This is a genomic window from Cupriavidus sp. 01L415 (genome assembly GCF_056400065.1).
This window is the reverse complement of record NZ_JBFTSP010000001.1, coordinates 193,397-217,245: the sequence shown is the minus strand read 5'-3', so window position 1 is coordinate 217,245 and position 23,849 is coordinate 193,397. Positions and strand designations below refer to the sequence as shown.

25 protein-coding genes and 1 riboswitch are annotated in these 23,849 nt (G+C 66.1%); of the genes, 14 read left to right on the top strand and 11 right to left on the bottom strand.

Going from position 1 to position 23,849, the window contains the following annotated elements; translation table 11 throughout:
• Positions 1 to 7: 7 nt before the first annotated feature.
• Together AC1DOX_RS00995 and thiD are read right to left on the bottom strand one after the other, a co-directional pair.
• A complete protein-coding gene (locus AC1DOX_RS00995; RefSeq protein WP_441618655.1) occupies positions 8 to 451 on the bottom strand; it encodes a PGDYG domain-containing protein in 444 nt (147 codons plus the stop codon).
• A 6-nt stretch (positions 452 to 457) separates the two neighbouring features.
• Positions 458 to 1,291: a bifunctional hydroxymethylpyrimidine kinase/phosphomethylpyrimidine kinase gene (thiD, locus tag AC1DOX_RS00990; RefSeq protein WP_441618657.1), complete on the bottom strand. Its 834-nt coding sequence runs from the start codon at positions 1,289 to 1,291 to the stop codon at positions 458 to 460.
• A 114-nt stretch (positions 1,292 to 1,405) separates the two neighbouring features.
• Positions 1,406 to 1,511: riboswitch (S-adenosyl-L-homocysteine riboswitch) on the top strand.
• 132 nt (positions 1,512 to 1,643) lie between these two features.
• Between thiD and ahcY the strand changes: the two genes are divergently transcribed.
• The 5 genes from ahcY to AC1DOX_RS00965 all read left to right on the top strand — a co-directional run bounded on the left by ahcY (position 1,644) and on the right by AC1DOX_RS00965 (position 5,794).
• Positions 1,644 to 3,062: an adenosylhomocysteinase gene (ahcY, locus tag AC1DOX_RS00985; RefSeq protein WP_092135633.1), complete on the top strand. Its 1,419-nt coding sequence runs from the start codon at positions 1,644 to 1,646 to the stop codon at positions 3,060 to 3,062.
• An 81-nt stretch (positions 3,063 to 3,143) separates the two neighbouring features.
• The gene (locus tag AC1DOX_RS00980) at positions 3,144 to 3,491 is read left to right on the top strand and encodes a phage holin family protein (protein WP_092135635.1); all 348 of its coding nucleotides are present in this window, start codon (positions 3,144 to 3,146) and stop codon (positions 3,489 to 3,491) included.
• 40 nt (positions 3,492 to 3,531) lie between these two features.
• A complete protein-coding gene (gene metF / locus AC1DOX_RS00975) occupies positions 3,532 to 4,362 on the top strand; it encodes a methylenetetrahydrofolate reductase [NAD(P)H] (RefSeq protein ID WP_092135637.1) in 831 nt (276 codons plus the stop codon).
• Between the two features lie 91 nt (positions 4,363 to 4,453).
• On the top strand, positions 4,454 to 4,786 hold the full coding sequence (locus AC1DOX_RS00970; protein WP_441618780.1) for a TfoX/Sxy family protein: 333 nt from the start codon (positions 4,454 to 4,456) through the stop codon (positions 4,784 to 4,786).
• A gap of 171 nt (positions 4,787 to 4,957) precedes the next feature.
• Positions 4,958 to 5,794 (top strand): Mut7-C RNAse domain-containing protein, encoded by an 837-nt coding sequence (locus AC1DOX_RS00965; RefSeq protein ID WP_441618660.1) that lies wholly within the window; start codon positions 4,958 to 4,960, stop codon positions 5,792 to 5,794.
• Here the strand turns inward: AC1DOX_RS00965 and AC1DOX_RS00960 are convergent.
• Positions 5,772 to 6,362 (bottom strand): 5-formyltetrahydrofolate cyclo-ligase, encoded by a 591-nt coding sequence (locus tag AC1DOX_RS00960; protein ID WP_441618662.1) that lies wholly within the window; start codon positions 6,360 to 6,362, stop codon positions 5,772 to 5,774. The genes AC1DOX_RS00965 and AC1DOX_RS00960 overlap by 23 nt on opposite strands.
• Positions 6,363 to 6,500: 138 nt before the next feature.
• On the opposite strand from AC1DOX_RS00960, the gene AC1DOX_RS00955 reads away from it, so the two are divergent.
• The 4 genes from AC1DOX_RS00955 (at position 6,501) to AC1DOX_RS00940 (ending at position 11,696) form a co-directional block, all read left to right on the top strand.
• Positions 6,501 to 8,453, top strand: coding sequence for a lytic transglycosylase domain-containing protein (locus AC1DOX_RS00955; RefSeq protein ID WP_441618664.1), 1,953 nt, complete (start codon positions 6,501 to 6,503; stop codon positions 8,451 to 8,453).
• A gap of 121 nt (positions 8,454 to 8,574) precedes the next feature.
• Positions 8,575 to 9,597, top strand: a complete 1,023-nt coding sequence (locus AC1DOX_RS00950) for a complex I NDUFA9 subunit family protein (protein WP_441618666.1) — start codon at positions 8,575 to 8,577, stop codon at positions 9,595 to 9,597.
• A gap of 147 nt (positions 9,598 to 9,744) precedes the next feature.
• Positions 9,745 to 10,434 (top strand): glutathione S-transferase family protein, encoded by a 690-nt coding sequence (locus AC1DOX_RS00945; protein WP_441618668.1) that lies wholly within the window; start codon positions 9,745 to 9,747, stop codon positions 10,432 to 10,434.
• A 29-nt stretch (positions 10,435 to 10,463) separates the two neighbouring features.
• Positions 10,464 to 11,696: a multifunctional CCA addition/repair protein gene (locus AC1DOX_RS00940; RefSeq protein ID WP_441618670.1), complete on the top strand. Its 1,233-nt coding sequence runs from the start codon at positions 10,464 to 10,466 to the stop codon at positions 11,694 to 11,696.
• A gap of 27 nt (positions 11,697 to 11,723) precedes the next feature.
• On the opposite strand, the gene AC1DOX_RS00935 is transcribed toward AC1DOX_RS00940, so the two are convergent.
• The 6 genes from AC1DOX_RS00935 to AC1DOX_RS00910 form a co-directional block, all read right to left on the bottom strand.
• The gene (locus AC1DOX_RS00935; protein WP_441618672.1) at positions 11,724 to 12,161 is read right to left on the bottom strand and encodes a universal stress protein; all 438 of its coding nucleotides are present in this window, start codon (positions 12,159 to 12,161) and stop codon (positions 11,724 to 11,726) included.
• A 41-nt stretch (positions 12,162 to 12,202) separates the two neighbouring features.
• Positions 12,203 to 13,096: an ABC transporter ATP-binding protein gene (locus AC1DOX_RS00930; protein ID WP_441618674.1), complete on the bottom strand. Its 894-nt coding sequence runs from the start codon at positions 13,094 to 13,096 to the stop codon at positions 12,203 to 12,205.
• Positions 13,093 to 13,842 (bottom strand): ABC transporter ATP-binding protein, encoded by a 750-nt coding sequence (locus tag AC1DOX_RS00925; protein WP_441618676.1) that lies wholly within the window; start codon positions 13,840 to 13,842, stop codon positions 13,093 to 13,095. The genes AC1DOX_RS00930 and AC1DOX_RS00925 overlap by 4 nt, the downstream gene beginning before the upstream one ends.
• Positions 13,839 to 14,858, bottom strand: a complete 1,020-nt coding sequence (locus AC1DOX_RS00920; protein WP_441618678.1) for a branched-chain amino acid ABC transporter permease — start codon at positions 14,856 to 14,858, stop codon at positions 13,839 to 13,841. Before AC1DOX_RS00920 ends, AC1DOX_RS00925 begins: the two co-directional genes overlap by 4 nt.
• Positions 14,855 to 15,751: a branched-chain amino acid ABC transporter permease gene (locus AC1DOX_RS00915; RefSeq protein ID WP_441618680.1), complete on the bottom strand. Its 897-nt coding sequence runs from the start codon at positions 15,749 to 15,751 to the stop codon at positions 14,855 to 14,857. The genes AC1DOX_RS00920 and AC1DOX_RS00915 overlap by 4 nt, the downstream gene beginning before the upstream one ends.
• Positions 15,752 to 15,822: 71 nt before the next feature.
• The gene (locus AC1DOX_RS00910) at positions 15,823 to 17,112 is read right to left on the bottom strand and encodes an amino acid ABC transporter substrate-binding protein (protein WP_441618682.1); all 1,290 of its coding nucleotides are present in this window, start codon (positions 17,110 to 17,112) and stop codon (positions 15,823 to 15,825) included.
• 174 nt (positions 17,113 to 17,286) lie between these two features.
• Here AC1DOX_RS00910 and AC1DOX_RS00905 point away from each other — a divergent pair, with 174 nt between their 5' ends.
• From AC1DOX_RS00905 to AC1DOX_RS00890, 4 genes are read left to right on the top strand one after another with little or no spacing between them, the layout of a single operon-like run.
• Positions 17,287 to 18,714, top strand: coding sequence for an ABC transporter substrate-binding protein (locus tag AC1DOX_RS00905; protein ID WP_441618684.1), 1,428 nt, complete (start codon positions 17,287 to 17,289; stop codon positions 18,712 to 18,714).
• A 33-nt stretch (positions 18,715 to 18,747) separates the two neighbouring features.
• A complete protein-coding gene (locus AC1DOX_RS00900) occupies positions 18,748 to 19,776 on the top strand; it encodes an ABC transporter ATP-binding protein (protein WP_441618686.1) in 1,029 nt (342 codons plus the stop codon).
• An 11-nt stretch (positions 19,777 to 19,787) separates the two neighbouring features.
• Positions 19,788 to 20,720, top strand: coding sequence for a carbohydrate ABC transporter permease (locus AC1DOX_RS00895; RefSeq protein ID WP_441618782.1), 933 nt, complete (start codon positions 19,788 to 19,790; stop codon positions 20,718 to 20,720).
• Position 20,721: 1 nt separating this feature from the next.
• On the top strand, positions 20,722 to 21,576 hold the full coding sequence (locus AC1DOX_RS00890; protein ID WP_092135651.1) for a carbohydrate ABC transporter permease: 855 nt from the start codon (positions 20,722 to 20,724) through the stop codon (positions 21,574 to 21,576).
• 7 nt (positions 21,577 to 21,583) lie between these two features.
• Here AC1DOX_RS00890 and AC1DOX_RS00885 read toward each other — a convergent pair whose 3' ends face one another.
• Entirely contained in the window at positions 21,584 to 21,778 is a 195-nt protein-coding gene (locus AC1DOX_RS00885) for a DUF2905 domain-containing protein (protein ID WP_441618689.1), read from the bottom strand.
• 6 nt (positions 21,779 to 21,784) lie between these two features.
• Positions 21,785 to 22,981, bottom strand: a complete 1,197-nt coding sequence (locus tag AC1DOX_RS00880) for a class I SAM-dependent methyltransferase (protein WP_441618691.1) — start codon at positions 22,979 to 22,981, stop codon at positions 21,785 to 21,787.
• A 16-nt stretch (positions 22,982 to 22,997) separates the two neighbouring features.
• Here AC1DOX_RS00880 and AC1DOX_RS00875 point away from each other — a divergent pair, with 16 nt between their 5' ends.
• Complete coding sequence (locus AC1DOX_RS00875; RefSeq protein WP_092135655.1) at positions 22,998 to 23,816, top strand: SDR family oxidoreductase; 819 nt, start codon at positions 22,998 to 23,000, stop codon at positions 23,814 to 23,816.
• Positions 23,817 to 23,849 lie beyond the last annotated feature (33 nt).

Genomic DNA, 23,849 nt, shown 5'->3' with positions numbered 1-23,849 from the left:
CGACCTCTTAGGGCGCGGCGTTTTCGGCCTGGCGATACACCGCCATGAATCGCGCGCGCTCGGTGATGCCGTAGTCGCCGGGTGCGTATTGCATCAGCCAGTCGCCGGCCTTGCCTGTCAGCACATCGCCCCCTGCGGAGCGGGCGATGGCAAACGCCCCCTGCATTTCCTTCACCAATACAGGCACCGGCTTGTTCCGATACCGGCCGGGTTCTCCGTGCGCGTTAGGCCCGATGGCCACGTAGCGTGCATCGAAGCGTTCGCGCGAGACGACCCAGCGGTCACCGGTGGCGCCGGTCACGATGGCATCGCCGGGCAGATAGCGGTTGGGGCCTTCGCGGCTGATCAGCTCGCCCGGCTCGCCAGGAAAGGTCACCTGCACCGTTTCATTCTTCACGTACCAGCGCGCGGCGGGATCTTCGCGCAGGTCGATGTTCGTCAGCGTTTCCATATCGATTCAACCCAAAGTGCGCGGCGCGAAGCTGTGGTTCAGCGGGCCGTTGCCGGCGCCCAGGCGCAGTTGCGCGCCCGCGGCGATGGCCTGGGCGACGTAGTCCAGTGCCGTGCTCGCGGCATCGGGCAGCGCCTCGCCTCGCGCGAGTTGCGCGGCGATGGCCGCCGCCAGCGTGCAGCCAGTGCCATGCAGGTTGCGTGTGTCGATACGCGGATGCGTGAACACACGTACCGTGCCATCGGCCAGCATCAGCAGGTCGTCGAGACCGCCGGCCGCATTCGGGCCGTCATCCTCCAGATGCCCACCCTTGAGCAGAACCGCCCGGCAGCCGAGCGCGATCAGGTCGGCGGCGGCGGTCTCCATCTCTGCGCGGCGCGCGATGCGTCGGCCGAGGAGATAGGACGCTTCCGGCAGGTTTGGCGTCACCAGCATCGCGCGCGGGAACAGCAGCTTCACCATCGCCTGGCTCGTGGCGTCATCGGAGAGCGTGGCGCCGGATGTCGAGATCATCACCGGGTCCACCACCAGCTTGCGGATGCCGTGGCGGTCCACCGCCCCGGCCACAGCCTCGACGATGGCGGCCGTGCCCAGCATGCCGGTCTTGGCCGCATCCACGCCGATATCGCTGGCCACCGCGTCGATCTGCGCCGCGACCATGTCGGCCGGGATCGCGTGGACGCCCGTGACGCCCAGCGTGTTCTGGGCCGTGATCGCGGTGATGGCGCTCATGCCAAAGCAGCCGAGCGCGGCAAAAGTCTTCAGGTCCGCCTGGATGCCGGCACCGCCGCCGGAGTCGGAGCCGGCGATGGTCAGCGTGCGGGGTGGCGTGGGGAGCATGTGGGCGGCGGGAAGGATCGGGGGAACAATTGAGGGAACAACCGGAAACAAATAACGGGGAAAAAATCTGGCTTATCGCGCCGCACGGGCATGACAGGCACGCTACAATACCGCCACTCCGAGGAGCGTTGCAACGGATGACCAGCCTGGTAAGTGCCTTGATGCACGATGCCGATGCGTCACCGCCAGGCTCGGACTGTTTCAACGGCGCTCGCTGATCCGTGGTTCGCACGGAGGCGAGTCGACCTATCCGCCCGCTTTGCCAATCGATGCATGATTTTCCGCATTGATGGCTGGCGCGGCCGCTATCTCCCACTCGTCACCTGCGTGCCACTCTTCACCGGAGTGAATCATGAACGCTGTGACCGATCTGAAGCAAGACTACATCGTGGCCGACATCGGCCTGGCCGGCTGGGGCCGCAAGGAAATCGCCATTGCCGAGACCGAAATGCCCGGCCTGATGGCGATCCGCGACGAATTCGCCGCCAGCCAGCCGCTCAAGGGCGCCCGCATCGCCGGCTCCCTGCACATGACCATCCAGACCGCCGTGCTGATCGAGACGCTCAAGGCGCTCGGCGCCGACGTGCGCTGGGCCTCGTGCAACATTTTCTCGACCCAGGATCACGCCGCCGCCGCCATCGCCGCGTCGGGTACGCCGGTGTTCGCCTTCAAGGGCGAATCGCTGAAGGAATACTGGGACTACACGCACCGCATCTTCGACTGGGCTGACGGCGGCACGCCGAACATGATCCTGGACGACGGCGGCGACGCCACGCTGCTGCTGCACCTGGGCGCCCGTGCCGAAAAGGACGCGTCGATCATCGCCAACCCGACCAGCGAGGAAGAAACCTTCCTGTTCGCGGCCATCAAGGAAAAGCTGGCCAAGGATTCGGGCTGGTACAGCCGCAACCTGGACGCCATCCGCGGCGTGACCGAGGAAACCACGACCGGCGTGCACCGCCTGTACCAGATGGCGCAAAAGGGCGAACTGAAGTTCCCCGCCATCAACGTGAACGACTCGGTGACCAAGAGCAAGTTCGACAACCTGTACGGTTGCCGCGAGTCGCTGGTGGACGGCATCAAGCGCGCCACCGACGTGATGATCGCCGGCAAGGTTGCCGTGGTTTGCGGCTATGGCGATGTGGGCAAGGGCAGCGCCCAGGCCCTGCGCGCGCTGTCGGCACAGGTGTGGGTGACGGAAGTCGATCCGATCTGCGCACTGCAGGCCGCCATGGAAGGCTACCGCGTGGTGACGATGGACTACGCCGCCGACAAGGGCGACATCTTCGTGACCTGCACCGGCAACTACCATGTCATCACGCACGATCACATGGCCAAGATGAAGGACCAGGCCATCGTCTGCAACATCGGCCACTTCGACAACGAGATCGATATCGCCTCGATCGAGAAGTACAAGTGGGACGAGATCAAGCCGCAGGTTGATCACGTGATCTTCCCCGACGGCAAGAAGATCATCCTGCTGGCCAAGGGCCGCCTGGTGAACCTGGGCTGCGCCACGGGCCACCCGTCGTACGTGATGAGCAGCTCGTTCGCCAACCAGACGATCGCCCAGATCGAACTCTGGCTGGAGCGCGATAGCGGCAAGTACCCGGTCGGCGTCTACGTGCTGCCGAAGCACCTGGACGAAAAGGTCGCGCGCCTGCAGCTGAAGAAGCTCAATGCGCAGCTGACCGAGCTGACCGAGCAGCAGGCCGCCTACATCGGCGTGAAGAAGGAAGGCCCGTACAAGGCCGACCACTACCGCTACTAAGCCGCGGGTCTCTCCCTCTCCCACGCGTGGGAGAGGGAGGCATGTTCCCATTGATGCTGTCCTGACCGAAAAGGAGTCGTAATGAGACTATTGGCCGTATGGATCATCAATGCCGCGTCGCTGTTCCTGGTGGGCAGCGTCATCAGCGGGATCACGCTGGGCGGGTTTGGCTCGGCCATGATCGCCGCGCTGGTGCTGGGCCTGGTCAACACGCTGATCCGGCCAATCCTGGTCATCCTGACGCTGCCGGTCACGTTGCTGACGCTGGGCCTGTTCATCTTCGTCATCAACGCGCTGCTGTTCCTGTTCGTCGGCAACCTGCTGTCGGGCTTCGTGGTGCAGGGCTTTGGCGCCGCGCTGCTGGGCTCTATCCTGTACAGCGTGATTTCGTGGATTCTCTCCAGCCTCCTGCTGGGCGATCGCGACTGACTTCACTTCCGGGGCGCCGCCCAATGCGGCGTGCCATTCCATGACAGACCGCTACTTCAGCTTCGAATTCTTCCCGCCCAAGACGGCGGAAGGCGCGGAGAAACTGCGCAACACGCGCGCGCAACTGGCGCCGCTGCAGCCCAAGTACATTTCGGTGACGTTTGGCGCCGGCGGTACTACGCAGCAGGGCACGCTGGACGCCGTGCTGGAAATCCAGCGCGAAGGCATCGAGGCCGCGCCGCACCTGTCGTGCGTGGGCTCCACGCGCGACAGCATTCGCCAGATTCTCGGCAAGTACCGCGACGGCGGCATTCGCCATATCGTGGCGCTGCGCGGCGACATGCCGTCGGGCATGGGCGAGATCGGCGAGTTCCGCTATGCCAACGAGCTCGTGGAATTCATCCGGGCCGAAACCGGCGACTGGTTCAACATCGAGGTGGCCGCCTATCCCGAGTACCACCCGCAGGCCCGCTCCCCGCGCCACGACCTCGACAACTTCGTGCGCAAGGTCCGCGCCGGCGCCGACTCGGCGATCACGCAGTACTTCTACAACGCGGACGCGTATTTCCGTTTTGTCGACGACGTGCGTGCGCTGGGTGTGGACGTCCCCATCGTGGCCGGCATCATGCCGATCACCAACTACTCGCAGCTGATGCGCTTCTCCGAGATGTGCGGCGCCGAAGTGCCGCGCTGGGTGGCAAAACGGCTGGAGTCGTTCGGCGACGACAAGGAGTCGATCCGCGCCTTCGGCCTGGATGTGGTGACTGGCCTGTGCGAACGCCTGCTCGCTGCCGGCGTGCCCGGCCTGCACTTCTACACGCTGAACGCGGCCGGCGCGACCAAGGCGATCTGGCAGCGCCTGAAGCTGTAATTCCGTCGTCGCCCCCGTGCCCGCCGCAGCGCGCGCCGCTTCGCCGCGCTCCACCCGTCGCGATCCGTTCGTCGAGCACCTGCTCGAACTGATGGCGCCGCTGGCGGCGCGCATCGGCGCGATCACCGCCCGGCGCATGTTCGGCGGCCACGGCTTGTTCTACGACGGATTGATGTTCGGGCTGGTCAGCGGCGGCCAGTGCTACCTGAAGGCCGACGATGCGACGCTGGCATGCTTCGAGGCCGAAGGCAGCGAGCCGTTTCGCTACCAGTCGGCCCGGCGCGAAGTCACGATGCGTCACTACCTGAGCCTGCCCGCGGCCTGCCTCGAGTCTCCGTCCGCAATGACGCCGTGGGCGCAGCGGGCGGTGGAAGCGGCGCTGCGCCTCGGCAATGCCCGTGACCGCCCACCAAGCGCCCACTAAGAGGCGCTATCAAAATGAAGCGCCAGCGGTTCTGGCTAGGCGTGCGGCCGCAGACACCATACGAGTGGTACGGCAAGCAAATGTGGCAAAACCCGGCAACGACGCCAGAATCATTTTGATAGTGCCTCTAAGCCCTCCACCCGCGAAGTCGATGGTGTCATACTCGGCACCATGGTTACCGCCACCTTCCGTTTCTACGAGGAACTGAACGACTTCCTGGCGCCATCCCAGCGCCGCCGGGACCTGTCGTGCCCATGCGCGCGAGCCGCCACGGTCAAGCACATGATCGAGGCGCTCGGGGTGCCCCACACCGAGGTGGAGCTGATTCTCGTCAACGGCGAGTCGGTGCCGTTCGAGCAGATCCTGCAGGACGGCGACCGCGTGGCCGTCTACCCCAAGTTCGAATCGCTCGATGTCTCGCCGCTGCTGCGAGTGCGTGAGCGCCCGCTGCGCGTCATGCGTTTTGTCGCGGATGCGCACCTCGGCGGCCTGGCCCACCTGCTGCGCATGACGGGCTTCGACACGCTCTATGACAACCACTTCGAAGATAGCGAGATCGAGCGTATCGCCGCCGAGGAGATGCGCGTCGTCCTGACACGCGACCGCGAACTGCTCAAGCGCCGTGGCATCACGCATGGCTGCTACGTGCGGGCGATCAAGTCGTCGCTGCAGGTGCGCGAGATCTTCTCAAGGCTCGATCTCGCCGGCAGCGCGCGGCCATTCGCACTTTGCCTGGACTGCAACGTGCCGCTGCACCGGATCGACAAGACGGAAGCGGACGGTCGCGTGCCCGATGGCGTCTTTGCGCGGCACGAGCGCTTTGTCACTTGCCCGCAGTGCCGGCGGGTGTTCTGGGAGGGATCGCACTGGCGCAAGATGCGTGCGCTGGTGGATGAGCTGATGCGGCCGGCAGAGATCGCGCAAGCGGACGGCGCCTCCGATCTGGCCCCCGCTTGCGCCCCGGACTTCGACGCGCTGGCGACGTCTACACCGCGCCCGATTCCGTGACGATCCAGTCCATAGGCAGGTCATGTTCCTGCGCTTGCAGCGGCACGCGGCAGGCATCGAAGCCGATGCCGATGGCCAGCGGCGGCGCGGCGCCTGCCGTGGCCGATTCAGCCAGCGCGGCCAGCGTGCGGTCGTAGAAACCGCCGCCATAGCCGAGGCGGAACTTATCGGGGCTGAAACCGACACAGGGAATAAGCAGCGCGTCGGGCAGGACGGCGTCGGTGCCATCAGGCACCGGGATGCCGTAGTGGCCAACGTGCATGGTCGTGTCCGGCGTCCATGCATGGAAGTCGAGCGGCGCGCCGGGGCGGCTCACCACGGGCAATGCGGCCTGGCGGCCGGGCAGCGCGGCAAGCCATTGCGCAACGACCTCGCGCGCGTCGAATTCCTGCTGGATCGGCCAGTAGAACCCCAGCCGTTGTGCCCCCAGGCGTGCAAGCAGGGTTGCGAGCGCGCCGGCAATGCGCGCGTCCGCGCCGGCCCGGTCAGGTAGCGTGGCGCGCACGGCGAGCAGCCGGCGCCGCATGGCGCCGCGCGCTTCGGCCGGCTCGGCGGCAATGTCGGACATGGCAGGGAATTGGCCGTTCTCTACCCCGTTGTCCGGAGCTTGGTCGGGGGGCATGGCGTGCAATAATGATCGACGATCAGACTCAAACACAGGCGCGTGGCCGAGGTGGTTCACGCGCTACCAACAAGGGAAACAAGAATGCCGAAGGGAGTATATCTGCGCCGTGCAGGACGCGCCGCCTGGCTCGCGTTTGCCGGTGCACTGCTGGCCACGCCGGGGTACGCGCAGAAGCGGCCGCAGCCGCCGCAACAGCCGCCCGCGCTGACCATCCCGAGCAATCCGGACGACGCCTTCGCCGCACTGCGCGAGGCCGCCCGCAAGAATGATGTTGACCGCGCGGCGGCCATCTCGGCCACGCTGGTCGACTATCCCATCCCGTCGTACGTCGAATACTTCCGTATCAAGCCGCAACTGTTCGACGCCAGCGGCCTGGCCCGGATCGACACGCCCGACGACCAGGTGCGCGTGTTCCTGCAACGCTACCAGGGCGAGGCGATTGCGGACCGCATGCGCAACGACTGGCTGCTGGTGCTGGGCAAGAAGCGCGACTGGGCCAATTTCGACGTCGAGTATCCGCAGTTCGTGCTCAAGGACGACTCGCAGGTGGAGTGCTACGCGCTGTTGTCCCGCGCGCTGAAGGGGCAGAACGTGGCGGCCGAATCGCGTGCCGCGCTGTCCGATCCGCGCTACTACGGCGAGGGTTGCGTCGACCTGATCAGCTACCTCGCGCAGAGCCAGCAGATCCAGCGCAGCGACGTGGCCTTCCAGGCGCGCCAGGCGCTAGAGCAGAACTTCACCACGCTGGCCGGCAAGATCGCCGCCGCCGTGCCCGACGCGCGCGTGGACGGCGACACGCTGGCCACCGTGGTCAAGATGGCCCGCAATGATCCGTCGCAGGCAGCTTCCTACCTCAGCGCGATGGGCGGCAGCCTGTCACGCGACGAGCAGGGCGCCGCGTGGGGCGTGGTCGGCCAGTTTGCCGCCAAGAAGCTGATGCCCGAGGCCGCCGGCTACTACCGCCGCCAGATGGACCTGGGCGGCAACCAGTGGCTGTCCGACGAATCCCAGGAATGGCGCGTGCGCGCCGCGCTGCGCCAGGGCGACTGGAAGCAGGTGCGCCAGGCCGTGGAACTGATGCGTGCCGAGCTGCGCGCCAAGGATCCGGCCTGGACCTACTGGTATGGCCGCGCCCTCAAGGCCGATGGCCGCGCCAACGATGCCCAGGCGCAGTTCCAGTCGATCGCGGGCCAGTTCAACTTCTATGGCCAACTGGCCAGCGAGGAACTGGGCAATCGCATCACGCTGCCCGCACGCACCACGGTGACCGATGCCGAGGCGATGGCCATGCGCACGCGCCCGGGCTTCGTCCGCGCGCTGAAGTTCTACGACATGAACCTGCGCTTCGAAGGCAACCGCGAGTGGAACTGGGAGTTGCGCGGCATGAGCGACCGCGAGCTGCTGGCGACCGCCGAGTACGCGCGCAAGGTCGAACTGCTCGACCGCACCGTCAATACATCGGACCGTACGAAGGCCGAACACGATTTCGCGCAGCGCTTCCCGATGCCGTATCGCGACATCATGCAGCGGGCCACGGATGACGTGGGGCTGGACATGGCCTGGGCCTACGGCCTGATCCGCCAGGAATCGCGCTTCATCATGAACGCGCGGTCGTCGGCCGGCGCGCACGGGCTGATGCAGGTCATGCCGGCCACGGCGAAGTACGTGGCGAAGAAGATCGGCATGACGGACTTCTCGCCGTCGATGATGAGCGATCCCAATATCAATATCCTGCTCGGCACCAACTACATGAGCATGGTGTTGACCGACCTCGACAGCTCCTGGACGCTGGCCTCGGCCGGCTACAACGCCGGCCCGGGACGTCCCAAGAACTGGCGCAGCAGCCTATCCCGTCCGGTGGAAGGCGCGATCTTTGCAGAGACGATTCCGTTCACGGAAACGCGAACCTACGTGAAGAATGTGCTTTCCAACGCAACGTACTATGCTGCATTGATGAGTGGTCGGCCCCAGTCGCTGAAGGATCGCCTGGGTTCGGTCGCACCGTCCTCGGTCACGACGACCAGCCTGCCCTGAGCACCGCTTCGGGGCACGCCCCGCGCCGGCCGGACCCTGATCCGGCCGGCGTGGCCGGCACCGTGGCCACGGACGCGTCATCGTCTGATGTCAGCGTAACGTGATCGTCACGGAGCCCACCATGCAGACCAGCAATGTCCTTGTGATCGGGGGGGCCGGATTCATCGGCAGTCACCTCATCTCCCGCCTGGCCGGCGCGGCATCCGCCTCCGGCGCGCCGCTCAATCCGGCCACCAATCCCGACAGTCCCATCGCACCCGAGCGCATTCTCGTCGGCGCCCGCAACGTCGAGCACGCGCAGCACCTGCTGCTGCTGCCGCGCGTGGAGGTCTTCGAGCTGGGGCTGGCCGACGATGCCGCGCTCGATGACGCCATCGGGTCGCTCGGCGTGGACGGCATCGTCGTCAACCTCGTCGGAGTGCTGCATGGCGAGCGCGGCGACCCCTACGGCCCGGCATTTGCCTCGGCCCATGTGTATCTGCCGCGCCAGATCGTCGAATCCTGCCTGCGAACCGGTGTTCGCAGGCTGATCCACATGAGCGCGCTGGGCGCCGATGCGCAGGGGCCCTCGATGTACTTGCGCAGCAAGGGCGAAGGGGAGCGCATCATCCGCAACAGTGGCCTGGACTGGACGATCTTTCGCCCGTCGGTGGTGTTTGGCCCCGACGACCATTTCCTGAACCTGTTCGCCCAGATGCAACAGATGGCGCCTGTGGTGCCGCTGGCCTGCGCGCACGCGCGTTTCCAGCCCGTATTCGTGATGGACGTGGTGCAGGCGTTCCTTAACGCGATGGTCAATCCGGCGACGATCGGCCATGGTTATGAACTCGGCGGACCGCAGGTCTATACGCTCGAGGAACTGGTTCGCTTCGCCGGACGGGCCTCGGGCCATCCCCGTCCGGTCATCACGCTGCCGGATGCCCTGGCGCGCGTCCAGGCGGCAGTGCTGGAGCACATGCCCGGCGGCCCGGTCATGTCGCGCGACAACCTCGATTCCATGCGCCTCGATAACGTGCTGGGCGCGCCGATGGCTCCGGAACTGGGGCTGCATCCTGCCAGCCTGGAGTCCGTGATGACCGACGTGCTGTCCGGCCGCAACCGGGAGCTGTCGATGCAGATCATGCGCGGCAGCGTCCACCGTTGAGTCGGGAAGTGACGCCGATGTAACTTTTGCTCACACCCTTGCGAGCGCAATTCGCTTTGAGGCGGCCTGCGGGGCTGGATAGAATGACCGGTTCAGGTGCGCAACGGTGCGCCCGCCTCTATCGATCTCCGCCCCCAAGGATCCGCGATGAAGCTCGTCATCGGCAACAAGAACTATTCCTCCTGGTCGCTGCGCCCCTGGCTGCTGTTGCGCCATGCCGGCATTGCGTTCGAGGAAATCCCGGTACGCCTGTCCACGAAGGAATTCTCCTCGGATGTCGCGCGCTTTTCGCCCGCCGGCAAGGTGCCTGTGCTGGTCGACGACGGCGTGACGGTCTGGGATTCGCTGTCGATCTCCGAATACGTGGCGGAGCGCTTCCCTGAGAAGGCGCTGTGGCCGGCCGACCCGGCCACCCGCGCGCTGGCGCGTTCGGTCTGCGCGGAAATGCATTCGGGCTTTGGCGACCTGCGCAGCCAGATGCCGATGAACGTGACGGCCGTGCTGCCGGGCTGCGGCTGGAACGTGGCCGTGCAGCGCGACGTGGACCGCATCGCCGCCATCTGGGAAGACCTGCGCGCGCGTTACGGTGCCGAGGGCCCGTTCCTGTTCGGCAAGTTCTCGGTGGCCGACGCGTTCTTCGCGCCGGTGGTCAGCCGCTTTGCCACCTACGGCGTGCACCTGCCGGAGGCGGCCAAGGCCTACGCCGATTTCATGCTGGCGCTGCCGGCCATGCAAGAATGGATCTCCGCCGCCGGCGAGGAGCGCGATTTCCTGGCCGATGACGAACCGTATCGGACGGAACCGGATCGCCCGGACGCCATCATCATTCATCATTGACGAGAAGCGCGAACGCGCAAGGGAAATTCATGCAGGTGTACGCCGTCGGCGGAGCCATCCGCGACCAACTGCTGGGCAAGCCAAGCCAGGACCGCGACTACGTGGTCGTAGGCGCCACGCCGGCCGCGATGGAGGCCGCCGGCTACAAGCCGGTGGGCAAGGATTTTCCGGTGTTCCTGCATCCCGAAACGAAGGCGGAGTACGCGCTGGCGCGCACGGAACGCAAGACCGCCGTCGGCTACAAGGGGTTCGCGTTCTATTGCGAGCCCGATGTCACGCTGGAAGACGACCTCGTGCGCCGCGACCTGACCATCAACGCGATGGCGCAGGCCGTCGATGCCGATGGCAATCTCGTCGGTCCGGTGATCGACCCCTATGGCGGCCAGCGGGATCTCGCGGCACGTCTGTTCCGCCACGTGTCGGACGCATTTGCCGAGGACCCCGTGCGCATCCTGCGCGCGGCGCGCTTTGCCGCGCGCTTCCATGACTTCGCCGTGGCGCCCGAGACCGTCGCGCTGATGCGCAGGATGGTCGATGCGGGCGAGGTCGATGCGCTGGTGCCAGAGCGCGTGTGGCAGGAGATCGCACGCGGCCTGATGGAGGCCAAGCCCTCGCGCATGTTCGAGGTGTTGCGCGAGTGCGGGGCGCTGGCGCGGCTGCTGCCGGAACTCGACAGACTCTGGGGCGTGCCGCAGCGGGCCGACTATCACCCGGAGGTCGACACGGGCGTGCACGTCATGATGGTGATCGACTACGCGGCGAGCGTGGGCGCGGCATTGCCCGTGCGGTTTGCCGCGCTCGTGCACGACCTGGGCAAGGGCACCACGCCCGAGGACGTGCTGCCGCGTCATATCGGGCATGAGCAGCGCAGTGTCGATCTGCTCGAGGCGGTTTGCCAGCGCCTGCGCGTGCCGAACGATTGCCGCGAACTGGCCGTGCTGGTGGCACGCGAGCACGGCAACATCCACCGCTCCACCGAATTCGGCGCCGCCGCACTGACGCGCCTGATCGAACGTAGCGACGCCTTGCGCAAGCCGGCCCGTTTTGCCGAGGCATTGCAGGCCTGCGAGGCCGATGCGCGTGGCCGGCTGGGTTTCGAGGACCGGGAATATCCGCAGACGGCACGCTTGCTGATGGCGCTCGAAGCCGCCGCATCCATTGACGCTGGCGCCATCGCACGGGCCTGCGGCGATGTCGCCCAGATCAGGGACCGCGTTCACGCGGCGCGCGTGGCGGCCGTCGCGGAGCGGCTCGGACTGTAGGCATTCCAGCGCAACGCCGGGCCGTGTCTACCGATAGACCAGCACCGGAATCGTTGTATGCGTCAGCACCTTTTGCGTTTCGCTGCCGATCAGCATCGCCTGCACGCCGCGCCGGCCGTGCGAAGCCATGACGATCAGGTCGCAGCGCCTGGCGCCGGCCTCGTCGACGATGGCCTGGAAGATGTGGTCCCGCGTGATGCAGGCGGTGTCGCATGCCACGCCCGCGGCGGCGGCTTCCTGCGCGATGGTCGCCAGATAGGCTTCGGCCTGCCGATAGGCCTCATGCATGTAGCGGTCCCTGCTTTCCGCCAGGATGGCGGTCTGCAGGCGCATCGCATCGAAATGTGGCACGACCTGGATTGCCGTGATGCGGGCCTGGATGGATCGTGCCAGTGCAATGGCCTTGCGGTAGGCCGCGTCGGACAAGTCTGAGCCGTCGACCGCTACCAGCAGATGCTTGAACATGTCAGTCTCCTTGCCAACGGGCGCCGGATGCCTTGCATGGATCAGGCGCCAAGAAACAACCGTCCGACCTCAGGGTCCCGGCTCAGTTCCGCGCCGGTGCCGGCCATGGCCAGCTGCCCGGCCACCAGCACATAGCCTAGGTCGGCGAATGCGAGCCCTTTGCGGGCGTTCTGCTCGACGAGGATGATGGTCTTGCCCTCGTCACGCTGCAAATGCCGCAGCAGCTCGAACACCATGTCGGCAACGCGTGGCGCGAGCCCGATCGAAGGTTCGTCCACCAGCAGCACGGCAGGATCCATCATCAGCGCGCGCGAGATCTCCAGCAGCCTGCGCTCGCCGCCAGACAGCACGCCGGCGCGCTGCCCGCGTCGCTGCGCGAGCGCGCCATGGCACTGGAAGATGCGCTCGGCAGCGGCGGCGGCCTCTCGCGGCTGGCGCATCAGGTACCCGCCCATCAGCAGGTTTTCCTCGACGGTCATGTCGGGAAAGATCGCGCTCTCCTGCATGACATAGGCCACACCCGCCCGGCGGAGCTTTTGTTCGGCTCGCAGATGGGTGATGGACACGCCATTTACGGCAATGGCACCCGACATCACGCGGGCGAGGCCATAGATGGCGCGCAGCACCGTGGATTTGCCAGCGCCGTTAGGCCCGATCAGGCACAGTGATCCACCGCGCGCCACACGCAGGGCGAAGCCGTGCAGGATCTCCGTGCGTCCATAGCCGGCCACGAGGTCGTCGACGGCGACCATCGGCGTGCCGCCGGCCAGGCGTTCGAGTTGCGAAACGGTTGGCCGTGCGCGGGAGAGCGTGGCGGCCAGGGTCGTCGCGGGCACACTGGCGGACCCCCTGGCGGACATGCCGGCGGACGCGTTGGCGGGCTGGCGGGCTGGCCGCGGTGCGGTCGGCAGGGCCGTGGTGCGCGCCGTGTTCACGGCTGCGCTCCCAGGTAGGCTTCGATCACCTTGCGGTTGCCGGTGATCTGCGCCGGCGATCCCTGCGCCAGCAACTCGCCCTGCGCCAGGCAATAGACATGGCCGGCCAGTTGCATCATGACGCGCATGTTGTGTTCGATCACCAGCAGGGTGATGCCGAGCCGCGCGTTGATGTCACGGAGCAGCGTGATCAGGCTTTCGATCATTACCGGGTTCACCCCTGCGGTGGGTTCGTCAAGTAGCAGCAACCTGGGCTCGTTCATCAGGGCCATGGCGATCTCAAGCAGCTTCTGCTGTCCGAACGAAAGGTCGGCGGCACGCTGGCCCAGCTGGTCTTGCAGGCCGGCAAGGTGCAGGATCTGCCGCGCCCGCTGCGTCACATCCGCCGGCTGCCGCGTCCACATCGCGGCGAGCCCTTCGCGCGCGTGGGGCACGCTGACCAGCAGGTTCTGCAGGCAGTTCATCTTGCCGAAGACCCGGGTCTGTTGGAAGGTGCGCACCAGGCCCAGGCGGGCGATTTCCGGTACGCGCAGGCGTGAGATCTCGCGCCCGTCAAACCTGATCGATCCGCCATCGATCTGGTGGTAGCCGACGATGGAATGGAACAGGGTCGTCTTGCCCGAGCCGTTCGGTCCGATCAGGCCCACGATGCTGCCGTGTGGCACCCGCAGGGAGATCTCATGGTTGGCGAGAACGCCGCCGAAGCGCTTGCTGACGCCGCGTACCGCGAGGAGGTCGTTCATCATGCGGCCCTCCCCGGCACGCCACCGTGGCGTGCGCGGTATTCCCGCAGCCAGCCCATGATGCCGGTGGGGAACAGCACAACGATCAGTACGATCAGCATGCCGAGCGCCACGCGCTGCCAGTTCAGCAGGTAGGTCCAGAACAGTTCCTGGGTGAGATGGAACAACATGGCGCCGATCACCGGCCCCCACAGCGTGCCCTTGCCGCCGAGGATCGCCATCACCACCATCCAGACGCCGAAGGTGGCGCCGGCAAACGCCAGCTCGCGCGGATCGATGAAGCCCACCAGGTTGCCCGTCAGGGCACCCGCCATGCCGAGGAATAGCGCACAGATGCACCAGGCCAGGATCTTGCAGCGAGTGGTGTACAGGCCGAGTGCTTCGGCCTTTTCCTCGTCGTCGCGGATGGCATTCAGCGCAAGCCCGAACGGACGCGCGTAGAGCCACCGCAGCGCCAGGAGCGTCGCAGCGGCTAGCGCGAGCATCGCATAGTAGAAGAACAGCTGGCGGCTTCCGGGCGCACCCGGGAACAGCGGCAGCGTCATGCCAGAACCCGCGCCAATGAAACTCCAGCCGGCGGCGGCATCGGCGAAGGCGATGCCCAGGCCCAGTGTGCCGATCGCGAAATAGTGACCGCGCAAGCCAAGCATGGCGGGACCCAGCGCCAGTGCCACGCCCGTGGCGGCCAGCGCCGCAAGGCCGACGCCCGTGGCCAGGCCGGGGAAGTACCCAAGCCCGAGGTCGCGCTGTGCCACGGCGCAGACATAGGCGCCCACGCCAAAGAAGACGATGTTGCCGAAGGAGTTGTAGCCCATCTGCCCGCCCATCACGTCCCACGTCAGCGCAAAGAGCACCATCAGCCAGAGAAAGGCAAGCTGCGTCGTGATGGCGGCGAACAGCCAGGGCGCCAGGGTCGCGCCCAGGGCGCCGGCGAGCACGCCCAGGATGGCGAGCCATGAGGCCGGAGTGGCTGCGACAGCCGATTCGAGCTGGTGCGTGCGGCGCGGTTGCGGGTTCATTTCAGATAGCTGCGCCGTCTGCGCAGCAACAGGTTGCGGGTAACCAGGATCACCACCAGCAAGGCGTAGAGGAAGGCGGTCTGGTACTCGGTGCCGAGCAGGAAGCCGGCGTAGTTTTCGGCAATGCCCAATCCGCCGCCGGCGGACAAGACCGGCAGCATGCTGCCCAGGCCGGCCACCACCACGATCATGAATGCGCGCACCGTATAGGGTAGCCCGAGGTAGGGGTGGATGATCCACGTCATCGCCACCAGCCCGCCAGCGGCGCCGCAGATGGCCGCATTGAGGGTGAAGGTGGCGGCGTAGACGCGATCGGCGTCCACGCCCAGCACACGGGCTGCCTGTGCATTTTGCGCGGTGGCCCGGATGGCCCGGCCAAGACGGGTGTGCCCGAGAAAAAGCACCAGCATGCCGCCCAGTGCGAGCGCGGTGGCGAAAGCGATCAGCTTGATCCACGGCACCACCAGTCCGCCCGCCAGGAACAGGCTGCCCATCCTGGCATCGACCGTGCGGACATTGGCGCCGAAGGCCACGTTGGCAAGTTGCTGGAGGACGATGCTCAGGCCGAAGGTGGCCAGTACCGAGACAAACAGATCGCGCTCGACCAGCCGGAAGATGACGATACGATAGAGCGCCCATCCCACAAGCGCTATCGCGGCCGCGGCGGCCGGGACCCCAAGCAGCGGATGCACGCCCTGGCCGGCCAGGAAAATCACTACGTAGCCGCCCAGCATGACCAGTTCGCCCTGGGCCACGTTGATGAGATTCATCACGCCCCATACCAGCGCCATGCCATAGGCGGCCAGCGCAAAGATGGCGCCGGCGAGCAGGCCATCCACCACAAGCTGCAGATTCAGTTCAGGCGTCTGGAAGAGGACTACGAGATTGCTCATCGGAGTGCCTGCATGTCGCGGTGCGGCATGGCGTGAGTGGCGATTTCTGAAACCGGTCTCGCCCGCTCGCCCTATTTGCGCTGTGCCCAGGCGGGGGCGGGATAGATGATCTTCGATGACGCCCCCCTGGACGGAGCGACCACCTTGAACTTGCCGTCCTGCACCTGGTACAGCACCATGGACTTGGCGACGTTCTTGCCGCTCTGGTCGAACCTGACCGGGCCGTAGAAGGTCATCATGTCGGTGCTGGCAAGCGCGTCGCGAACCTTTTCCGTATCGAACGAGCCGGCCCGCTCGAAAGCGTCGACGAAGGCCAGCACCGCCGCGCTGGATTCGGCGGCCTGATACGGCGCCTCGTAGTGGAACTCCCGCTCGAAACGCTGCGCATAGTGCTCGGCTGATCCGAACCAGCGGTCGCTGTAGCTCAGCGAGCGGTCCCACTGCGAACCGCACACCGCGAACTCCGCGCTCTTGCCGAATTTTTCGATGATCTGCGCGGAATCGCAGTGCGTCAGGGCCAGCATGGGTACGTCGATCCGCATTTCGGCGATCTGCCGCACCGCCAGCACCGCGCCCTTTTCATGGCCCGAAACCACCAGGATGTCCGGCCTGAACGCCCTGACCTTGGCAAGGGTGGCCGACATGTCGTTGAGCTCCGGCGGCAATTTGTCATCGATCACGACGCGCATGCCCCAGCGCCTGGCGTCTTCGGCCACGCCGTCGCGCACGTCCTGCGAGAAGTTGTCGTTTTCGACGGCGATGGCCACCTTGAGGCTCCCAGGCGGCTTGCCGGCTCGCTGCGCTTCCTCGGCGGCAAGGTTGATGGCCGAACGCAGGTAGTAGTCGGAAGTGTTCAGCACGGCAAACAGGTAGCGGTAGCCCTGCGTGAACAAATTGCGGTCGGCGCCGTTGCCCTCGACCATCGGAATCCGGTACTTCTCCGTGACCGGGGCAATCGCCTTGGTGAGCCCGGAACTATAGGGTCCGAGCACGAACTTCACGCCATCCTGGCTGATCAGCCGCTCGGCCAGTTGCGCACCGCGGGCCGAGGTCGATTCGTCATCGTAGAGGAGGATCTTCACCTGGTAGGCCTTGCCGCCAACCTTGACGCCGCCCAGCTCGTTGACGCGCTTTGCCGCAAGCGTGTAGCCGTCCTGCGTGTTCTTGCCGTTGGTGGAGTACTTGCCGGTCAGCGAGACCGCGGCGCCCAGGACGATGGTGTCGCTCTCCGCCCCGACCACGGCCGGGGCCGACAGGGCGAGACTGAGGCTTGCCAGCGCGCCTGCCGCGACCTGGCATATGCGGGTGCCGGACCTGGTACCGCCTGGCCAGCTGTGTGTGGACGTGGACGCGGTTTTCATATCACCTCCTCACCATTCCTAGCTTAGGACTCATTTTGGAAAGGGGCAGGGAAGGGGGGGCGGCATGTATTCATTCCCGCACTTGCTGATGCGTGCCGTATTTCCTATTCCTCAAATGAGGCCTACCCTTAAGACGACCGGGAGCCAACCGCTTTCTCGACGGGGAGAAATGCCATGGCCAATTCAACGCATCCAGGTTCCGGCCGGGTCGGCGCCATCCGGAACGCGGCGCAGGTCGCAACCCCTGGTTCAACCGCTGACGCAACCCCTGGCGCAGACACTGACACCAACCGCCGCAGGTTCATCCAGGCCGCAGGCGGCGTTGGCCTTGCCGCTGGTCTCGGCGCCTTCCTTCCTCGCGCCCACGCGGCCAGGCGCACGCTGAAGATCCTGCAGTGGAACCACTTTGTGCCGGGTTACGACAAGTGGTTCGACGACGTCTATGTGAAGCAGTGGGGGCAGAAGAACGATACCGAGGTGGTGGTAGACCACGTCGGCATTCCCGCGCTGGCCACGCGCGCGGCGGCCGAGGTCTCCGCGCAGAAGGGGCATGACCTGTTCATGTTCCTGTCGCCTCCGCCGGTCTACGAGGATCAGGTCATCGACCATCGCGAGATCTATGAGGAATGCCAGCGCAAGCACGGCAAGCCGGTCGAGCTGGCGATCAAGAGTACGTACAACCCGAAGACGAAGAAGTACTTCGCGTTCTCCGACAGCTTCGTCCCCGATCCGATCAACTATCGCAAGGACCTCTGGGACGAGGCCGGCATGAAGCCGCCCGATACCTGGCTCGATGTCCTCGCCGCGGGCCGCAAGATCAAGGCCGGGCGTGGCATCCCGATTGGCGTCGGCCTGTCGGCGGAACTCGATACCGCGATGGCGGTGCGCGCCATCCTGTACGCCTTTGGCGGCTCGGTCCAGGATGACCGCCACACCGTGGTGCTAAACTCGAGGCAGACGGTGGAAGCCGTGAAGTTCGTCAGGGCGCTGTACCAGGAGACCATGACGCCGGAAGTGCTGGCATGGGACCCGTCGTCCAACAATCGCGCGATGCTGGCGGGCAAGATCTCGCTCTGCCTGAACGCCATCTCCATCACCCGCGAGGCCGAAAACAAGAACCTGCCGATCGCGCGCGACATCTGGCTCACGCAGGCCTTGCAGGGCCCGGTGCGGCGCATCGCGCTGGAGCACGTGATGGACTGCTACGTGATCTGGAAATTCGCCGAGAACATCGGCGGCGCGAAGCAGTTCCTGGTCGACTATATCGACAACTTCCGGCAAGGCTTCCTGGGCAGCGAGTTCTACAATTTCCCCTGCTTCCTCAGTACGGTTCCCGATCTGCAGAAGCTCATTGCCGACGACCCCAAGGCCACGCCACATGACAAGTACAAGGTGCTCGGCGCACTGATGAACCAGGCGACCAACGTCGGCTATCCCGGCTATGCCAATGCCGCCGTCGACGAGATCTTCAATACCTGGGTGCTCAACACCATGTTCGCCAAGGCGGCCACGGGCGACGAGACGCCGGAAAACGCGGTCAGGATCGCCGACGCGACGTGCAAGCGCATCTTCGCCAAGTGGCGCGACAAGGGCATGGTGTAGCGGGCGTGGCGTAGCGCGGATGGAACGTGGCCCATGGCCTCAATAGAGGTTCGCTCGCTCACCAAGCATTTCGATGGCACCAACGCGGTGGACAACGTCGACCTGGGTGCCCGGGATGCGGAATTCCTGGTCCTGCTGGGGCCCTCCGGCTCCGGCAAGACCACCTTGCTGCGCCTGATTGCCGGGCTCGAGGCGCCCACCCGGGGCGATATCCTGGTCGACGGCCGCGTTGTCACGGCGCTGCCCCCGAGGCTGCGCAACATGGCAATGGTGTTCCAGAGCTACGCCTTGTACCCCCACCTGAATGTCTTCGAGAACATCGCGTTTCCCCTGCGGGCCAGGGGTATCGCGCGCGGGCAGGTCAATGGCAAGGTGGACTGGGCTGCGCAGCTGTTCGGCATCGCCCATCTGCTGAAGCGCAAGCCGCGTCAGCTGTCCGGCGGGGAGCGGCAGCGGGTGGCACTGGCACGCGCGGTGGTGCGCGAGCCGATCGCGTTCCTGCTCGACGAGCCGCTGTCCAATCTCGATGCGAAGCTCAGGACTTCCGCACGCGACGAGCTGCAGCGGTTCCAGCGCCGGCTCGCCACCACCACCATCTACGTCACCCATGACCAGATCGAAGCGCTGGGCCTGGGCGACCGCATTGCTATCCTCGATCATGGCAAGATTCACCAGCTCGGCACGCCGCAGCAGGTCTATGAGCAGCCTGCCGACCTCTTCGTCGCTACCTTCATCGGCTCGCCGCCGATGAATCTGCTCGAGGCCGATGGCGTGGTGACAGGTTTCCGGCCCGAGCACTTCCTGCCTCGCGGGGCCTATGCTGCGGACGACGCGGTGCGGCCCTTTGTGCTGCGTGTCACGCGCATCGAGAACCTGGGCTCCGACCGCCTCGTGTATGGAGCGCTGGAGGCGCCGCTGCCGCAGGTCAGCGTGGTGTCGCGCATTCCCTGCACGGTGACGATCCCGATCGCGGCCGGCGATGCCTGCCCGTTCGCGGTGCGCGAGCGTGACCTGCGCCGCTTCGACCTGAAATCCGGCGCGAGTCTCGGGGCCGTATCGTGAAGCGCACATCCATTCTCACCGGGCATCCGGCGCAGCAACTGGGAGAACAGCCGGCGCGCCGGCTGGCCGACGACGATCGCTGGCTGGGTCGCGCCATGCTGGCGCCGGCGGTGATCTACATCGCGTTGCTGGTTGGCTTTCCGTTTGCGCTGTCGATCTACTACAGCCTCTCGGACGCCACGGTGGGCAGTCAGGTGCTGCACTTCGTCGGCCTCCGAAACTTCATCCGCGTGCTGGAGAACCCTACCTTCTGGCGCTCGCTGGGCAATGCGCTGGTCTTCACGCTGGTATCGCAGGCCCTGGTGGTGGTGCTGGCAAAGATCCTGGCGATGGCCCTGTATCGGGACTTCCGTGGCAAATGGCTGGTGCGCTTGCTGATCCTGCTGCCGTGGGTGGCGCCGATCTCGCTCGGCACCATCGGCTGGCTGTGGATCTTCGACCCGGTCTACAGCGTCATCAACTGGATCCTGCGTGCGGCCGGCGTGCTGGGCCCGCACGTCTGGCCCGTGTGGCTCGGCCAGCCGAGCCTGGCGATGGCGTCGGTGATCCTGGTGGATGTCTGGCGCCTGCTGCCGCTGGCCACGGTGATCATCCTTGCCGGCCTCAGCGGCATTCCCCAGGACATCCATGATGCGGCCGCCATGGACGGCGCCGGCTTCTGGCGGCACCTGTTCCGCATCAACATCCCGCTGGTGATGCCGATCATGCTGGTGGCGCTGCTGTTCGGGATCGTGTTCACGTTCACCGACATGATCATCATCTATGTGCTGACCCGTGGCGGTCCCTATGACACCACCCAGGTGGTGGCCAGCCTGGCGTTCTTCACCGGTATCCAGGGCGGCGACCTCGCGGAAGGTGCCGCAATCTCGTTGTTCCTGTTTCCGGTGCTGGTTGCGGTCGTGATCGTGCTGCTGACCATCGCCCGCCGTACGGAGGTGACCTGAGATGGAATACGCCGCCATTGCCTTCCGACGCTGGGCCGCGCGCGGCGCCCATTTCGGGTGTATCGCCGCGTTCGTCGCGTTCTGCGCGTTTCCGTTCTACTGGATGCTGATCACCACCTTCAAGGATGTCCATGACCTGATCGACACCGCCAACAATCCATTTCTCTTCAATCTGCCGCCCACGCTGGAGAACCTGCGGGTCCTGTTTGGCGAGACGCGCTACGTGCGCTGGGTGTTCAATACGCTGGTCGTCGGCGTTGGTGTGGTGGTGATCACGCTGTTGCTCGCGGTCCCCGCCGGCTACAGCCTGGCGCGCCTGTCTGGGCGGTGGGGGCGGCAGTGGGCCATTGGCATCTTCCTGACCTACCTCGTTCCCCCCACCATCCTGTTCATCCCGTTCTCGCGCATCATCGGGGCGCTTGGCCTGCAGGACTCGCTCTGGTCGCTGGTGCTTGTGTATCCCAGCTTCACGGTGCCGTTCTGCAGCTGGCTGATGATGGGATTCTTCAAGGCGGTGCCGCGCGATATCGAGGAAGCCGCCATGATGGACGGCCTGAGCCGCTTCGGCGCGTTCATGAAAGTGGTGGTGCCGCTATCGTCGAGCGGGATACTGACGGTGGTCATCTTCGCCATGACCCTGGCGATGCAGGAGTTCGTCTACGCGCTGACCTTCATCACCACGTCTTCGCAATACACGGTAAGCGTCGGCGTGCCCACCTTCCTGGTGCGGGGCGACGTCTACTTCTGGGGCTCGCTGATGGGCGCGTGCCTGATCGTCAGCGTGCCGGTGGCCATGCTCTACAACGCCTTCGTCGACCGCTTCGTCGCGGGGTTTACCGTCGGAGCCGTGAAATAGCGCGGGGCTACAGCAGCTTGCCGATCAGCAACGCGGCCAGTGACAGGACGATCGTCGAGGCGAATGGCAGCACATAGTCGCGGCCGAACAGCCGGAATCGCACATCGCCCGGCAGGCGTCCAAGACCGATCTTCTGCAGCCACGGCAACGCGGCAGACAGCACGATCACGCAGAGAAAGATGGTGAAGGTCCAGCGCAGCATGATGCGTTACAGCGCGTGACTGCGGTCGCCGCGCGCGAACCCGGCGAGCGGCAGGGCGGCGTCGATCCCGCGCGCGAGGGCGATGACCTTGAACAGTTCGCCCATCTCGGCCTCCGACAACAGCTTCTGCACCGCATTGGCCTGCGGCAGGAAGGCGCGCGCATCGGACGGGTCCAGCTCCATCAGCAGGTCCGTGATACCCGCGTTCATCAGGAACCGCGCCTGGGACGCAAATCCGCTCACCTCCAGCCCCGCGTCCACGGCCGCATGCGCGATGCTGCTGAAATTCACGTGTGCCGTAATGTCCTGCAGCCCTGGATACAGGAACGGATCGGGATGCGCGTGGTGGCGGTAGTGGCACATCAGCGTGCCGCCCGCGCGCTGCGGATGGTAGTACTCCGCCGCCGGGAAGCCGTAGTCGATGAAGAACGCCGCGCCGCGCGCGAGCATCGCGCCCACCGCCCGGGCAAAACCTTCGGCTTCGGCATGCGTTTCGGTGACCACATCATGGTCGCCGGGGATGCCGTGCAGTGCCTCGGGCACGGCGTGTTCGGGCACCAGCCGGTCTTCATACCTGAACGCATGGGCGCCCTGGCTGCCGGCCACGCTGTGGGCCACGCCGCGCTCGTGCCAGCGACCGCCTGTGCGGGCAAACAGGCGCACCGGCATCGCGTCCAGCACCTCGTTGCCGACGATCACGCCTTCGAAGTGCTCGGGCAGCGCATCGAGCCAGGTCACGCGGCCGGCGAGGTGCGGCGCTCGCGCGGTCAGCGTTTCCTGCTGGCGCACGCGCAGCTCTCCGGACAGTTCGACGATGCAGTACTCGTCGGGCAGGGCGCCCTCGGCTTCCAGCGCCAGCAGCAAGTCGGCCGCCAGGCGACCGGTGCCGGCGCCGAATTCCAGCAGCCGGGGCAGGTTCATGGCGACCAGCGGCGCAATCTGGCGTGCCAGCGTGCGGGCGAAGAATGGGGTCAGTTCGGGGGCGGTGATGAAGTCGCTGCCGTCGCGGACATCGCGGCCAAACTTGGCCGAGCCGCCGCTGTAGTAGCCCAGCCGCGGGGCGTAGAGCGCCAGCGACATGTACCGGTCAAAGCCGATCCAGCCGCCGGCCGCATCGATGGCGTCGCCGATAGAGGTGGAAAGTGCCCTGGAGGCGGCCAGCGCGTCCGCGGGGGGAAGGGGTAGACTAGCGACTTTCTGCATACCGCGAATTGTAGCAATGCCAGACTCTTTGACTCCCGGTGCCGTCGGCGCCAAATCCGGCGCCTCGCGCGGCGTGGCGCTGGTCACCGGCGCGGCGCGTCGCCTGGGCCGTGCCATCGCGCTGGAGCTTGCCACGCAAGGCTGGGACGTGGCCGTCCACTGCAACCGGTCGCGCGAGGAAGCCGACGCGCTCGCCGTGCAGATCCGTGGCCTGGGGCGCCGCGCCGCGGTGCTGCAGGCGGACCTGTCCGACGAAGCCGCCACCGGGCGCCTGATCGCCGCCTGTGTCGAGGCGCTGGGCGTGCCGACCTGCCTGGTCAATAATGCGTCGCTGTTCCAGTACGACGTGGCGACCAGCTTCTCGTATGCCTCGCTCGATACCCATATGCGCACCAACGTGGCCGCTCCGTTGCTACTGGCGCGTGAGATGCACAAGGCGCTTGGCGCCGATGGCAACGAGACCGACCAGCGTGGCGTGGTGATCAACCTGCTGGACCAGAAGCTGGACAACCTGAACCCGGATTTCCTGTCCTACACGCTGTCCAAGGCGGCGTTGCAGACGGCCACGCTGCAACTGGCGCAGGCGCTTGCGCCGCGCCTGCGCGTGGTGGGCGTGGCACCGGGCATCACGCTGGTGTCTGGCGACCAGACCGATCCGGGCTTCGTGCGCGCCCATGGGATGACCCCGCTGGGCAAGTCCTCCACGCCGGACGATATCGCCCAGGCCGTGGCCTACCTGGCCATCGCCCGGGCCGTGACCGGCACCACGCTGTACGTCGACGGTGGCCAGCATCTGATGCCGCTGGCCCGCGACGTGATGTTCCTGACCGAGTAAGCCGCGCGCGGGCCTTGTCCCAGGCCGCGCGCG